Source organism: Phormidesmis sp. 146-20, assembly GCF_052939475.1.
Genome location: NZ_JBJPHT010000068.1, coordinates 1 through 14623, shown reverse-complemented (window position 1 = coordinate 14623; position 14623 = coordinate 1). Strand labels below are relative to the sequence as shown.

Here is a 14623-nt window from a genome sequence, read left to right as displayed (position 1 = left end):
TTGAACAACGAAGCAAAGATCGCGATTGCAGTCTCAAACTCCGCACCCCTCAAAATGTGACTTCTATGACAGAAATTTCAAACGGTTGGATCAAATCTGGTGAACTGTCGGTATAACTAAGTTTGGAATTCTATAATCTGAGTCTCAGACGGCCACCGTTTGATCTGAGGAGTCCCCCTTTCTTCTAGGAAAAAGAGCGATGAACGAAGCCGAAAATTCAAACAGCCCTGATTGGCTTGAGTACAGCGATTCTCAGGATGACTCTGCTCAGGCGGTTGAGGGTGCGATCGAGTCTGCGATTGTCGTGCACTCTGCTGAAAATGGCGTTCAAGAACCTGCGGAAGACGGCTGGCAAACGGTCAACTTTCCCAATGCGCTGAGTGTCGATCAGATTCCTCATGCAGAAGAAGTAGAACAAGCCAATGCTCGAATTTCGCAGCTAGAACAGCAGTACAAAGCGGCGATCGACCATATTCAAATGATTGAACAGCAACAGACAATGGTCGTCGAATGCATTCGAGACCTCGAACAGCGTAACAGCGGACTGACGACTCAAACTTCTCGCCTCGAAGAAGCCCTCGAACAGTCGCGCAAAGCCGTTCGCCTCGAAAGACGACGCTGGAAAACTCAGATGCTCGCCCAGATCGCCCAGACCGAAGAAAAACTTCAGGCACAAGCGGCGATCGTCTCGCAAAAAGATCAGGCACTAATGGATGCCCAACACTCGATCGCCAAGCTATTTCACGAATTAGAGCAATCTCACCAAACCGCCCAAAAGCAGCAAATTCTCATCGAAACCCTCACCGGACAGCTTGAATCAAGCCAGGAGCAAGTCGCTCAACTAGAACGAGAATGCGCCCTGACTCAACAGCGCTACGATGATCAGATTCAGACCGTTAGACAGGCCGAAAATTCTTGTCGAGACCTGCGATCGCGCCTCCATCGCCAACAGCGCTACACGTTACAGTTCAAAGCCGCCCTGGAGAAATGTTTGGAGGTTCCCGCTCCTCAATTTCAAGCAGAGGTCAGCGAGATGATTGGTGAAAAGTCAGACGCACCCATTCAGCTATTTGCGCCCAAAGCGCAGCCCGTTCAGCCCTGGTCAGCGCAACCTGAATATTTGGCGATCGACTCATCGACGCAATTCACAGAAGGCGCGATCGAGCCTGATTTCTATTCCACTCCCACGACTCCCACCGTTTGGGACGTTGAGCCAGAGCCTCCCATTCTAGACTCTATCTCAGAACTCAATTTAGAAGCCAGCACCTCAGAAGAAGCGTCTCCATTGATGCCAGATGTCTGGGCGAGTGACAGTGTAGAACTTAGTGTAGAACTTTCTGAAATCACCCTTCCTCAACCACCGACTCAGCCAACTCCAGTCAGTTACACGATCAAGCCTGTTGAAGCGCCTGACACGCCAGAAGAAACCGTCCACCACTGGAACGTTCAGCTATTTAACCCTCAGTTTGACACCCCCGCAGATCACCCTGTCTCTGAGCCGACCCACAGCGAAACCGATTTAGAACAAAAGCTGAGTGCTGCCCTTGAGACCTTTGAGACCTTTGAATCACAAACTGATGAATTACAAGCCGATAGATCACAGCCCGCTCCTGAGCCTGTATCACTAGAAAAGTCCCTTTTGGAAGAGCCTACGGCTGCGTCCACTGATGAAACTAGCGATTCGACTCCGCCAGAAGCAGAACTTGCCATTCTGGAGAGCAAAGTAGACGGAGAATCTGTGGATGAAACCCTGATCACCCCCTTTGAGCAGGTTATTCTCGACCACTTTTCATCGACTCCACTCGTCACGCTACCGTCAGCTACTCAGTCTCCTGAACCTGCTTTGGACTCCTCCCCGTTTATCACGCTCCAGCCTACAGCTCAATTTTCTGAACCTGTTGAGCAAGCTGAGGAGGTCGCGACAGTGCCTTTTCGGAGCGGGCCGTCTCCAGTGGTCTATCCCTTGCGATCGACCAAAAAGCGTCAGTCTCTTGCGGCTGTTGAGCTACCAAGTTTTCCGCGTCGGGGAAAGTGAAGAATGAGGGATGAAGAATGAAGAATGAAGGAGAACTTCGATGATCTGTTCCCCCTTTGGGGGTAATCCGCTGCGCGAGAGGGATGAAAGGAAATCCAACCCTCTCTTTTGCTAACGGATGGGTGAGGTGATTTGGTTCTCTCTGGAGGTGCGATCGCCCACTCGATCGCTTTTCATCAACTTGGGATTTGGCATGAACTGGGGTTTTCCCATTCCGTAGGTGAGGGCGTAGGCTTGAGATAAAAGCCAGAGCCAGAGTGAGGGAAATTGCTTCTCTAAAGTGGGCTGAAACTGAAACAGAAGTTTTGGAAACCAGCCCGCCAAAAGCCAACTCAAGAGAGCATTCCAACCAAAATTAAAATAGTTTCCTAACCAACGCAGTAGATCTTTTGGGCCCGCCATATCCCAGATCCACAGCAGCAAAGCTGGATTTTTGAGCGCAGCGACGATCGCCATGCGGTTAAACCGTGTCCAGGTGACGCGATCTTTGATAAAGGCATCGGCGATCTCTGGAGGCTGGGTCGCTAAGACATCAAAAAACGTGTTGAGCATGGCATTGACGCGCTCTGGAGGCAGCGATCGACCCGTCGGCACCATCATGCCCTTTGAAAACAGCCAGGTGACCGAAACGTTGCTCTGATAGGCGTGAATGCGATCGAGGTGTTGGGCACTGAGAAGGTCGTGTTTGAGGGCGGTGTCTAATAGGTGAGTCAGGCGAGAAAGATTTCTGACAAGAGAACCAAAGCCAGTAAACACAAGTGGCGACTGTAAAGAAGCAGCATCCCCGATCGCGGTCAACCGATCAAAGGAAACGCGGCGATCGCGACTCGTCACACTAAAATGACCCGGAATGTAGCCAAAAGTCGGTTTGCGCCAAACTAGTTTCTCAAGATCACAGCGCCGATATTCCGGCAAAATCGTGAAAAAATCCTCGTACATTTCCAGCAGAGAACCGGGATTGTCAGGATGCACCTGGTGATAGTGAAACAGGTAAAACGTCAGATCGTTTCCTTCACCGGGAAATAGCTCCCAGATCAGTTGCCGTCCGCGAGAAATATCTCCATGACTGTTGAGGACATCGCCATATTGAGAGTCCCAAACGCCTGGCTCAAAACCATCCGAAATCACCGCACCCACCGTGGGACACACACTATCAAACGCCCGTCCGCCATTGAGTTGCCAGGCGATCGCTGAGGCTGTTCCCATTGCATCCACAAGGAGCCGTCCTGTCACTGGTTTCTCAGCTTGAGTGGGTAAGTGTTTTGTTTGAATAGTGACTTGATGTTGCCCAATTTCGGCACTGATAAACTCGGTTTCTTCCCAGATTTCGCCGCCACACTCGCGCAGTTTTTCACCACAGAGGCGTAAAAGTTTGTCAGAATCGATCGCCACATTCAAAACCGTGGGCGTATGTAGCACTCGCGCCTTAGACTGCGGCGGATTGTTAGCATCAAAAAATTTATGAAACCCATCCACATATTCTCTAGCGATGACGCGATCAAACTCCGCCACCGTAAATAGCCCCAGGTCAATCAAACTCTGAAACTCACTGCGAGAAATATTCCATTCCCGATTCATCCGTCCAAAGGGCAACCGCTCCATCAACAGCACCCGATACCCCAATCGAGCCATTACTGCCGCATGAATAATCCCCAGAGCGCCCCCAACATAAATCACATCGTAAGTAGGATTTTGAGCATTCTTTGAGGTAGATTCTCTTTCCTCTCTCCTCTCTCCTCTCTCCTCTCTCCTCTCCTCCCGAAACAAAACCTGCTTCGGCTCCTGCGGATTCTTCACGCCTTCACGCCAGCGTTGTTCCCACCAATAGACCCGTGTGAGGTCATATTCCCCATTGGGCATTTTTTGGAAGTAGTGGACGGTCTTGGGATAAGTTGCCGCAAGTGCCTCAAAAATAGATTGCTGAGACAGATCAATTTTGGGCGGCTCAGGATACTGTTCTGGAAAGCGAGTTCGGATAGCTTGAGTCAAATGTTTGAGAAAGGTTTGTTCTCCAGCGATCGCCTGTCCTGCCCACCGAAACACCTTTAAATACGTGGAGCGCTGAAGTGACCAGACAAAAATTGATAGCTCTGAGTCATTTTCAGGAATAGCGGCACTAGACTGTGTTGAAAATCGTAGCCGAAACCCCTCTGGCGTAAGCACCTTTTCGCCGCCTGCGGGCGTATACTCCTGCTGTAGCCAAGCTCTTGCCATCTCGACATCTGGAGTAGGAATCTCTAAATAAAGAATCTCTTTCATCGAAAAATTTGAACTCCGTATAAATTACCAAGAGGGAGGGGTTGACAGCGGATCAAAATACGCTACACTCCTGATACTCAAGCCGAATTACGAAACTTTACAACTCTCTCATGATCCTGAGATCATTGTGTTCCGAATGCCCGCCATGAACTATCCTATTCCAGCTAACCCCCAAGAAATCGCCGCTCTAAGACAAAAACCAGTCAATGAAGAACTGATTGCGTCGGCGATCGCGGGAGTCGTCCAGGTGGCACGAGATAAAGGGCAATCTCTAGAGGATCTGATGGCTGAGGTTTTGGCAGATGATATGCTGCTGGATCGATCGCAGAGACGCTGGCTGGGTGAGATTGTGGCTCAAGCGTGGGAGCGACTTCCTTAAGAGAGTCTTAATCCCTCTTAACCGTTAATTCTTCGGGCAATTTGGGTACGAGCAAAAGTACTTTTTAATCGATACTTCTGCCTCTAACGGTTTGCGCCCTCTGGGGAATGGAAAGGGGAGCCTTTTCGATCGTCCGTTCTTGGACTCGATGCGACTGAAAGTGTTTTTGCCAGAGTTCGGGTGCGTTGAGTGTTTCGCCACCGTGTTTCGTCAATCTTTGCCGCACCTTACAGAGAACGGGAGTGTTGACGCAAGCGCCTGATATGATTACCTGTCCTTTGGTCAAGGCTGGTAACTCTTTGAGCAAATCTCGCCCTGCCGCCTCTACGCCATATTTCAGACTCTCCTGATCCACCGGGTTGACAATCCGCATGATGAACTGACTCATACATTGAGACAAGACATCCGAGTCAATTTTGCCGGGACGCTGCGTGATCAGCCCAATCCCTAGCCCAAATTTTCGACCTTCACTCAAAATGGTTCGTAAAACGGCCTTACAGCGAGACGGCTCGTTAGCGGGGGCAAACCGATGGGCTTCTTCTAACAAAATAAAGACAGGATAGGGCAGATAGTTTTCGTCGTTGGATTCGACCAGTCCCCGGTGAGTGTTCATGCGAGCCTGATTGGACTGTCGCAAAACCGCCGCACAGATCACCTGCTGTTCTTCCTGATTGATCTCATTCATTTGCAAAACAGTCACCTGTCCCGGCTCAAACAAGTCTCTAGGACTAACCGTATGCTCAAACGTGTGGAAATATTGCGATCGCTCCAGTCGTTCTAGTTTCCATTCCAACGCTGGGGCCGAAGAGCCTTGCTTGAGATTGCCTTCGTCATCTTCTTGGACATCGGCTTCTCGCACGGCTGCAATGAGATCTTGCACACTCCAGCGATGCTCTCCTCTTTTGTGCTTTTGCAGCAGTCGAAATGCTTTGTTGAGAATAGACTGCTGACGATCGCTCATTTCTGGCAGCAGACTCAAGATATCGTAATAATCTAGCGACGACATGCGAATCCGAATATCTTCGGGAGTCAACACCTTAACCTGGGGCGCGTAGCCGTCTTCTGAGGCAAATTTGGGATGTCCTCGCATTTCGGTCAGCGTGCCGTATTCACCATGAGGGTCGAGAATCAGCACCGCCGCTCGATTGTGGGGCAACATCAATTCCTCAACCAAAACGCCTGCCGTATAGGATTTTCCCGATCCCGTCCCCGCTAAAATCGCCATGTGGGTGCTGACTAGCTCCTTGACATCGAGGGCGATCGGCACCGCATCCGTTTCTCTCAGCAACAAAGACCCAATGTGAGCTGAGCCAACGTCTTTGGGCTGCCGACGATTTAACACCTGCCGCAGCATTAGATTGTCAGCTAGACAGACCTTCGCGCCCGGATCAGGGGTTTTACGGGGATTCATAAAGCCCAGTCCCGGATCAAAATAGCCAATCACATCGACTGCGACCTCGTAGATCTCCGGATTGTCGTAAGTGAAACCCACCAGAGCGGCGATCGCCTCCGGACTGATTTCGGTATCGGCGAAGATGCGATCGGGCAGGTGATCGATTAAGCGGCGTGCAGAAATTTTGCCCAAAATCTTGCGACGAACGCTAGCATCCAAAACCTCGTAGTACACGTACTCTCCGATCTTGACATAGCGGTTGTCAGAGGTAATGAAAACATACTGATTGCCGTTTTCACCGGGGCCTTTCACCGTCCCAACCACGCTAGGAGAGAGAGAAGATTGCGCTGAGGTCATGTTGGCTAAGGAGAGTTGTGATAGATTAGAGCGATCGCTTAAGTGTTCGTTCAAGTGTACTATGTCAACCCCAAAAAGCAATCAATCGTGACCTAAGAACACGCCATTCCGTATACTGTACACCGTATTCCAAATTCAGCTATTCCTGACTTCCTCAGTGCAACTTAGGAGCTTTTGAGAACGATCATCACTAATCGTAGGGAAATTACGGATACCGTAAAATTCTGCACACTGTAATCTGAGAGCTAACGACACTCACGGGTAAAGTGGTGGGGTCAAACACGCTTTGGCTGAGGAGACTCTACAGTTCAGAAACTATGAGCATGACCACAGGATGCAAACAAGAGTTTCGCGATCCAAAATGGAATCGCCAGAAGTAGCGGGGCGCTTGCTAGACCCTGCCCATTCCAGAGAAGAGCGTCTTCTCATTCCTTCCGACTGCCCCTCCGAATGCAAGTCTTCACCCATCAGTTATCCGGTTGAACCCGCTCTCGTGCATCAAAGCCCAACCCAACCCGTTCAGCAGCTATCTGAAATGCTGCTATGGCATCAAATAACCCAGGCTGTTGTCACGAGTTCGCAGCCAGAGACCGTGCTGTCTAAAATTGCAGCGATTTTGGGCGAATCTTTTGCAGTAGATGCCTGTCTGATCTCTGTCTCAGCGAGTCATCAACCTCAGCGTCAAGCCCATTGGTTTGTAGATCAACACACGACACGAGTTGAAGGTTTGACTCCCTACTGCGAAATTGCCGACACAGCACTTACAAATTCGGGCTTCATCATTTCTGATTTACAAACTAGTGAGGTCACTTCCACCTGGCAAACGCTGCCTTTTCGAGCCGTGATGGCTGTTGAGACTCGTTTTCAAGGTCAGGTGAATGGCGTGGTCATCCTGCTGCGATCGCTCCCCCACTCCTGGTCAGACGCTGAGGTAGCAACGTTGAATACGACCTCCCATCAAGTTGCCGCTGCAATCTCCCAAGTTTTACTCCAGCAGCAAGTTCTTAAGCAAGCCCAGTATCAGTCGCTGATTCGTCGCCTCACGATGTCGATTCAGGACTGCGTAGATCTCCCCAAAATTCTCAAGTTGGCCGTTGATGGCACGGCTCAAGCGCTTCAAGTCAAACGAGGGTTTGTGCTGCGGTTAAAGTATTGGGACCCGCGACACAGCATTCGATCAAGTGTCGATCGCGTTTCTAGAGCCAGAGTGATCGTAGAGTGTGAATGGCGGCAAGAAGTGGAGCGGGCGAACAACCTAGAACTATCTCCTCTCGCCGAAACTCCAGTCAGTCAATCTTTCTGGGTTTCAGAATGTGTCCTCTGTGAACACGCTATCAGCAGCACTTCTGGGGCTTTGACGTTTAGTGATGCCCATGAGTTTCCGCCGCAAATCGAATCGACGGGGATCGCTCCCATTTTTGACCCCGCCCAGATGCCTGCGTTGCTGTTGGTGCCCCTCGAAAGCAAAAACAAACTGTTAGGATTCATTGCCCTACAACATGACCAGCCTCGAACCTGGCAGCCTGATGAGATCGAGCTTGCTGAATTGGTGAGCGCTCAAATCAGTTCAGCCATCATCCAGACTGAGACGCTGCGTCAAGTAGAATCTCTGGTCGAAGAGCGGACGGCCCAACTTCAACAAAGCCTTGAGCTTCAGGCCAAACTGTATGAGGTTACGCGCAGGCAGATCGAAAAGCTGCGAGAAATGAACCAGCGAATGGATGAATTTCTCAGCACCTTGAGCCACGAACTGCGTACTCCATTAACCAGCATGATGTTGGCAATCCGAATGCTGCGAGAAGCGGAGTTGCCAACCGATCGTCGCACTCAATATCTCAACATTTTGGAACAGCAGTGCGCTCAAGAGACTAATTTGATCAATGATCTGCTGGCACTTCAAGAACTGGAGACTAAGCAGGTTCCGATTCAGCTTCAAAAGGTCGATCTCAAGCAGGTCGTCAGCGATCTGACACAGCCTTTCTATCAGCGTTGGGGACTCAAAGGTTTGAATCTGGAGGTCGATCTACCCAAGCGATCGCTCAATCTCAACACCGATTTGTCTAGCCTCAACCGGATTCTTTTGGAACTATTGACCAATGCAGGCAAGTATTCTGACCCCAACAGCACAGTTTCGCTGAAGGTGACTCAGCAAACGGGTCAGCAAATTGCATTCACCCTGTCAAACTATGGGCCTGGCATCTCAGAAGAAGAGCTACCCCATATTTTTGAGAAGTTCCGTCGCTGTCAAGGGATGACTCAGAATGCGGTTCCGGGTACAGGATTGGGGCTGGCGTTGGTGAAGAGTCTGGTGCAGCATTTGAATGGGACGATCGCGGCGACGAGCATTCCCTCTGAGGGTCATCACGAAACTTGCTTCACCGTGTTGCTGCCCCAAAATCTTGAGATCGTCGAATAAATCGCTGCTTGATCCGTAGTTTTGATTGAGGAATCAGTAGATATTCCCAGATGGACTCTGACGACCTTTCTCGGCGAATTCTATCAAGCCATTCTTGACGATTTAGTAAGTGTATTGAGGCTTTCCTGTTTTGTCGGGGAAGACTGGGTATAATACCCTGAAGTTATGTTACAAACTGCGACACCCCATTCTCTCCGCTGGCAACAGCAAAACTACTCTCCCCTGGCCAGACAGGTGGATATTTCGGTGTCGGCAGCCAAATTTGCCTTTAACCTGTGGTGGGATCGCAACGTTGCAGACCGATCGCCCCAACATCGTAACCGTCGCGCTCAATGGTTAGCGGGAACGCTGCTCGATCTAGGGCCAACCTTTATTAAGATCGGGCAGGCCCTCTCTACACGGGCTGATTTGCTGCCGATCGAGTACGTGAACGCGCTGACAAAGCTTCAAGATCAAGTTCCGCAGTTTGGGGCAGATCACGCGATCGCGATTATTGAATCAGAATTAGGAAGTTCGTTACAAACGCTTTATCGAGAGTTCGATCGCGTTCCTTTAGCCGCGGCAAGTCTGGGACAGGTACATTGGGCCCGACTGCACACGGGCGAAGAAGTGGTGGTGAAGGTGCAGCGTCCGGGGTTGGATCGACTGTTCAAGCTTGATTTACAGGTTTTGAGTCGATTGGTGAGGTGGAGTACGCGCTACTTTCCGAGTGCCCGACAGTACGATTTGGATGCGATTTACGGCGAGTTTGCGGACATTTTGTGGAAAGAAGCGGACTACATTCAAGAAGCGATGAACGCCGATCGCTTTCGCCATAATTTTGCGGATCATCCGCGCATTGTGGTTCCCAAAGTTTATCCTCGTTACACGACTCAAAGAGTGTTGACGATGGAATATGTGCCTGGAATCAAAGTCAACGATCGCCAAAGTTTGGAGGCGATCGGCATTGATCCCAAGGAAATCAATCATCTGGGTATTTGCGCTTATCTTAAGCAACTGTTGCAGGATGGTTTTTTTCAAGCTGATCCCCATCCTGGTAATATGGCGGTGACTCAAGACGGCAGGCTGGTTTTCTACGATTTTGGCATGATGTCAGAGGTGCAGCCGCTCAACCGCGATCAAATGGTCAAGACGTTTTTTGCTGTGCTGAAGAAGGACACAGATGAAGTCGTCCATACGCTAGTGGATATGGGCTTGATCGAAACGGTGACGGACATGACCCCGATCAAGCGAGTGGTAGGATTTTTGGTCGATCGCTTCACTGAGCGGCCGATCGAGGTTCAGGATTTTAAGAGTTTGCGCGGTGAGATGTATACGCTGTTTGAGCAGCAGCCTTTTCGCCTTCCCGCTAAGATGACGTTTATTATCAAGGCGTTGACAACGCTGGATGGGGTGGCGCGGGAGCTTGATCCGCAATATAGCCTGCTGGTAGCCGCAAAGCCCTTTGTGACTAGTCTTGTGGTCGCGTCTCCGAGACAGGGCAGTGGGTTGGGCGAGTTGGCGCGGCAGGCAAAAGGCTATTTAACGTTTCAACTCAACAAGCCCAACGCTACAGAACAGGCGCTACGGCGGTTAGAAGCCCGCTTGGAGCAAGGAGAATTGCAGATTCGGGTGCAGTCTGTGGAGAGCGATCGCCACCTCAAAACGCTGCGGCTGGCTGTGAAGGCGTTGCTATATGCCTGTGTGACGGGCTTTTCTGCATTATCAGGGACGGTTTTGCTGGTGGGAGGCGCGTATTCGGGTGGGGCGATCGCGGCCTTTGTGCTGGCGGGCGTGTCGGGCACGTTTTTATTGAAGTCTTTGATTCGGTTGGCGATTCGGGAGAAGCTCGATCGCTTGGCAGGTTAAAAAAGTCCCCCATAAAATCGCGGTAGGGTGTAGAAAGGATTCAGGATGCCTGCTTTGAGATGGCTGGCAGTTCCGATCGTTGACCTTTTTGCACGCGGCGCTATGGTTTCTTTCTCTAAAAAATTTCGGCGGTTTTGGCTGGTGGGGATCATTCTCCTGGCGATGGCGCTTACGGGTTGTGATCCGCAAGATTATCGAACGCAGGCGGCTCAGGTGTCTCAGATTGTGGAAAGTCAGATTGGCGATCCCAAGACGTTTAACTTCGCGCTGAGTAATGAGAGTCCCAATGTGTTTGGCTACATTTATGAAGGACTGATCGGCGAAAATGCGTTAACCGGAGAGCTAGAACCTGCGCTGGCGGAGTCGTGGACGATTTCGGACAATAAGCAGCAGGTGGTGTTTACGCTGCGTCCGGGGTTGAAGTGGTCGGATGGGGAGCCGCTGACGGTGGATGATGTGGTCTTTACCTATCAGGATATTTACCTCAATCCTAAGATTCCGACTGACATTCAGGATGTGTTGCGGATTGGCAAAGCGCGAAAGTTGCCGACGGTGAAAAAGCTGGACGATCGTCGCGTTGAGTTTTCGACACCGGAACCGTTTGCGCCTTTTTTGCGAAATAGTACGGGCTTGCCGATTATGCCTGCTCACATTTTGCGAGAGACGGTGACGCAGAAGGACAAAGAGGGCAATCCGCTCTTTCTCACCACCTGGGGCACGGGGACAGACCCGAAGAAGATTATCTGTAATGGCCCTTACACGCTGGATGAGTATGTGACGAGTCAGCGAGTGATCTTTCGGCGCAACCCTTATTATTGGCGCAAAGATAATCAAGGCAACCAGCAGCCTTATGTTGAGCGGATTGTCTGGTCTGCGGTCGAAAACCAGAATCTTTCACTGCTGCAATTTCGCTCAGGTGGCCCTGACGCGATCGAACCGCTTCGCCCGGAAGACTTTCCTTTGTTGAAGCAGGAAGAGAAGCGGGGGAAATTTACGCTGCATGTGGGCGGCCCGCGTCCTGGAACGACGTTCATCGCGTTTAATCTAAATCAGGGGCGGCGTAAAGGGAAGCCAGTCGTCGATCCAATTAAGTCTCGCTGGTTTAATAATGTGAAGTTTCGGCAGGCGGTGGCCTATGGGATCGATCGTCAGAAAATCGTCAACAATATCTATCGCGGCGTTGGGGTTCTGGTAAATTCGCCGATCATTTCTCAAAGTCCGTTCTTTCTTCCACCCGAAAAGGGACTGAAGGTTTATAACTATGAGCCTCAAAAATCAAAGGAGCTTTTGAAAGAAGCTGGGTTCAAATACGATCCCCAGGGGCAATTGTTGGATGCAGACGGCAATCGAGTCCGGTTTACGCTGATGACCAACGCTGAGAATACGTTTCGGGTGGCGATGACGGCTCAGATTAAGCAGGATCTCAGTAAGTTAGGCATTCAGGTAGACTTGAACCCGATCAACTTCAACTTAATGCTTGACAAGCTTGACAACTCGCTCGATTGGGATTGTTACTTGATTTTGATGGGAGGCGGTGGACGCGATCCGCACGGTGGCACCAACGTCTGGTCTACCGAAGGGTCTTCTCATAGCTTTAATGCGCCGAGTACGCCGAGTCGTCCGATCGAAGGTCGGGTGATCGCGCCCTGGGAGGCTGAAATCAGTCGCCTGTATATTGAAGGGTCACAAGAACTAGACGAAACCAAGCGTAAAGCCATCTACGCGAGAACTCAGCAACTTTCTCAGGAGTACCTGCCCTGGATTCCGTTGGCGAATGGGTTGTTGTTGGCGGCGGTGCGCGATCGGATTCAAAAGGTTGAGTACCCAGAGCTAGGCGATGCGCTGTGGAACATTCGAGAATTGCGAACGGTGGATGAGTGATGTAGAAGGGTGTCAAGAGTCACTAAATTAATCATCAGCATGAGAAAGGTTCTTTTGGGCGATCGCTTTCGCAGAGGGTTGTGTGTCATCTGGGCGATCGCTGTTTTGTGGACGATCGGGGGGTGCAGTTCGACAGACTTGAGGAGTCAAGCGGCGCAGGGGACGCAATTAGTTTTGAGTACGCTCAATGATCCCAAAACGTTTAACCCGGCATTGATCCAGGAGTTTCCGAATATTTCGCTCTTTTGCTTTGAAGGGTTGACGCAGGAAGATGGGGTGACGGGCGAGATCAAGCCTGCGCTGGCGGAGTCGTGGACAATTTCGACTGACCGCAAAGATGTGATCTTCAAGCTGCGTGAGGGGCTGAAGTGGTCGGATGGTCAGCCTTTGACGGCGGATGATGTAGTGTTTACGTTTGAGACAATTTTTGACCCTAAGATTCCTACTGACTGGAAGGACGCGCTAAAAATTGGCGTGAAGGGAGAGTTTCCGACGGTTCGCAAGCTGGATAATCTGCGCGTCGATTTCACATTGCCGGAGCCGTTTGCGCCGTTGTTGAGTGTGATGACTGGGGCACCTGACAATGTAGTAATTTTGCCGAAGCACATTCTGGGGGAGACCGTGAAGGCGATCGGCAAGGACGGCAATCCTAAATTTCTCTCAACCTGGGGCACGGATACTGACCCAACGAAACTAGTGGTGAACGGGGCTTATCAGATGGAGAGCTTTACCGGAGGGCAGCGGCTCGTTTATCGACGCAATCCTTACTACTGGCGCAAAGATGAGCAGGGGACACAATTACCGTATGTCGATCGCATTATCTGGCAGTTTGTTGAGAATGTAGATACCCAGCTTTTGAGATTTCGATCGGGCGATCTGGATGCGATGGGAGACGCTCGGCCGCTGCGTCCTGAATACTTCTCACTGCTCAAGCGCGAAGAGAAACGGGGCAGCTTTGAGGTCAAAAACGGGGGCGCGTGGTCAGGCACTCTCTACATGGCGTTTAACCTCAACAAGGCACGGGATCAAAAAGGGAAGCCAGTCGTTGATCCGATTAAGTCGGCTTGGTTTAATACTTTGGCGTTTCGGCAAGCGGTGGCCTATGGCATCGATCGCGATCGCATCAACAACAATATTTTTCGCGGCTTGGGCACGATTCAAAATTCGCCCATCACCGTTCAGAGTCCGTTCTTTCTATCTCCCAAGGAGGGCTTAAAGGTCTATAACTACAACCCTGACAAATCGCGAGAACTGCTCAAAGGGGCGGGGTTTAAATACAACGCTCAGGGGCAGTTGATAGATGCTGAGGGTAATCGAGTCCGTTTTACGTTTAACACCAATGCAGGGAATAAGGTGAGAGAAGCGATCGGGGCACAGGTTAAACAAGATCTCAGCAAGATTGGCATTCAAGTAGACTTTAACCCGATCAACTTCAACACGCTGACCGACAAGATCTCCAGCACTCGCGATTGGGACGTTCACATGATTGGTTTTACAGGGGGGGTCGAGCCTCACGGCAGCGCTAATCTTTGGATGAGTGGGGGCGGTTCGCATTCTTTTAACTTAAAGCAGCAACCCGGACAGTCCCCGATTCAAGGTTGGGAAGCCAACGATTGGGAAAAAGAAATCGATCGCCTCTTTATCACCGGGGCCAGAGAACTCGACTTTGAGAAACGCAAACAAATCTACGCGCAGTTTCAAAAAATAGTGCAGGAACAGCTACCTGTGATTCATCTGGTGAATGACTCGGCGTTGATGGTGGTGCGCGATCGAGTCCAGGGTCTCAAGTATTCAGGTTTGCCCAGTTGGGGACTTTGGAATATCGAAGAACTGAGAATTAGGGATGAAGGATGAGAAGACAGGGAGGAGGGAGGAGGGAGGAGGGATGAAAGTAGGGCTTTGAGTGATGCAACCTGTGATCGTGGCTCTGATAGATTGAGAATTCTGTTTTAAGCTTGAAACTTTGCGGATGACTAGAAAAGCATCGTGCTGGACTTGCTAGAGGGATTGTAAAATAAATTGTGTCAAAGGTCAGAAGTTGAGATCTAATGAACT

The 14623-nt window shown here is 50.6% G+C and carries 8 protein-coding genes; 6 read left to right on the top strand and 2 right to left on the bottom strand.

Annotated elements, in window-relative coordinates; all coding sequences use genetic code 11:
- Window positions 1–199: 199 nt before the first annotated feature.
- A complete protein-coding gene (locus ACKFKH_RS30415; RefSeq protein WP_446862122.1) occupies window positions 200–2035 on the top strand; it encodes a hypothetical protein in 1836 nt (611 codons plus the stop codon).
- Between the two features lie 111 nt (window positions 2036–2146).
- On the opposite strand, the gene ACKFKH_RS30410 is transcribed toward ACKFKH_RS30415, so the two are convergent.
- Window positions 2147–4294 (bottom strand): flavin-dependent dehydrogenase, encoded by a 2148-nt coding sequence (locus ACKFKH_RS30410; protein ID WP_446862121.1) that lies wholly within the window; start codon window positions 4292–4294, stop codon window positions 2147–2149.
- 145 nt (window positions 4295–4439) lie between these two features.
- Here ACKFKH_RS30410 and ACKFKH_RS30405 point away from each other — a divergent pair, with 145 nt between their 5' ends.
- Window positions 4440–4673, top strand: a complete 234-nt coding sequence (locus ACKFKH_RS30405) for a hypothetical protein (RefSeq protein WP_446862120.1) — start codon at window positions 4440–4442, stop codon at window positions 4671–4673.
- Window positions 4674–4737: 64 nt separating this feature from the next.
- Here the strand turns inward: ACKFKH_RS30405 and ACKFKH_RS30400 are convergent, their stop codons facing one another.
- On the bottom strand, window positions 4738–6477 hold the full coding sequence (locus ACKFKH_RS30400) for an ATP-binding protein (protein WP_446862119.1): 1740 nt from the start codon (window positions 6475–6477) through the stop codon (window positions 4738–4740).
- 307 nt (window positions 6478–6784) lie between these two features.
- Here ACKFKH_RS30400 and ACKFKH_RS30395 point away from each other — a divergent pair, with 307 nt between their 5' ends.
- The 4 genes from ACKFKH_RS30395 to ACKFKH_RS30380 all read left to right on the top strand — a co-directional run bounded on the left by ACKFKH_RS30395 (window position 6785) and on the right by ACKFKH_RS30380 (window position 14422).
- Window positions 6785–8839: a GAF domain-containing protein gene (locus tag ACKFKH_RS30395; RefSeq protein WP_446862118.1), complete on the top strand. Its 2055-nt coding sequence runs from the start codon at window positions 6785–6787 to the stop codon at window positions 8837–8839.
- A gap of 165 nt (window positions 8840–9004) precedes the next feature.
- On the top strand, window positions 9005–10687 hold the full coding sequence (locus tag ACKFKH_RS30390) for an ABC1 kinase family protein (RefSeq protein WP_446862117.1): 1683 nt from the start codon (window positions 9005–9007) through the stop codon (window positions 10685–10687).
- A gap of 45 nt (window positions 10688–10732) precedes the next feature.
- Window positions 10733–12568 (top strand): ABC transporter substrate-binding protein, encoded by a 1836-nt coding sequence (locus ACKFKH_RS30385; RefSeq protein WP_446862116.1) that lies wholly within the window; start codon window positions 10733–10735, stop codon window positions 12566–12568.
- 39 nt (window positions 12569–12607) lie between these two features.
- On the top strand, window positions 12608–14422 hold the full coding sequence (locus ACKFKH_RS30380; protein ID WP_446862115.1) for an ABC transporter substrate-binding protein: 1815 nt from the start codon (window positions 12608–12610) through the stop codon (window positions 14420–14422).
- The last annotated feature ends 201 nt before the right edge of the window (window positions 14423–14623 follow it).

Coding starts and splice junctions, on each gene's coding strand:
- ACKFKH_RS30380 (WP_446862115.1), top strand. CDS start 12,608: ATGAGAAAGGTTCTTTTGGGCGATCGCTTTCGCAGAGGGTTGTGTGTC.
- ACKFKH_RS30405 (WP_446862120.1), top strand. CDS start 4,440: ATGAACTATCCTATTCCAGCTAACCCCCAAGAAATCGCCGCTCTAAGA.
- ACKFKH_RS30410 (WP_446862121.1), bottom strand. CDS start 4,294: ATGAAAGAGATTCTTTATTTAGAGATTCCTACTCCAGATGTCGAGATG.
- ACKFKH_RS30385 (WP_446862116.1), top strand. CDS start 10,733: ATGCCTGCTTTGAGATGGCTGGCAGTTCCGATCGTTGACCTTTTTGCA.
- ACKFKH_RS30390 (WP_446862117.1), top strand. CDS start 9,005: ATGTTACAAACTGCGACACCCCATTCTCTCCGCTGGCAACAGCAAAAC.
- ACKFKH_RS30395 (WP_446862118.1), top strand. CDS start 6,785: ATGGAATCGCCAGAAGTAGCGGGGCGCTTGCTAGACCCTGCCCATTCC.
- ACKFKH_RS30415 (WP_446862122.1), top strand. CDS start 200: ATGAACGAAGCCGAAAATTCAAACAGCCCTGATTGGCTTGAGTACAGC.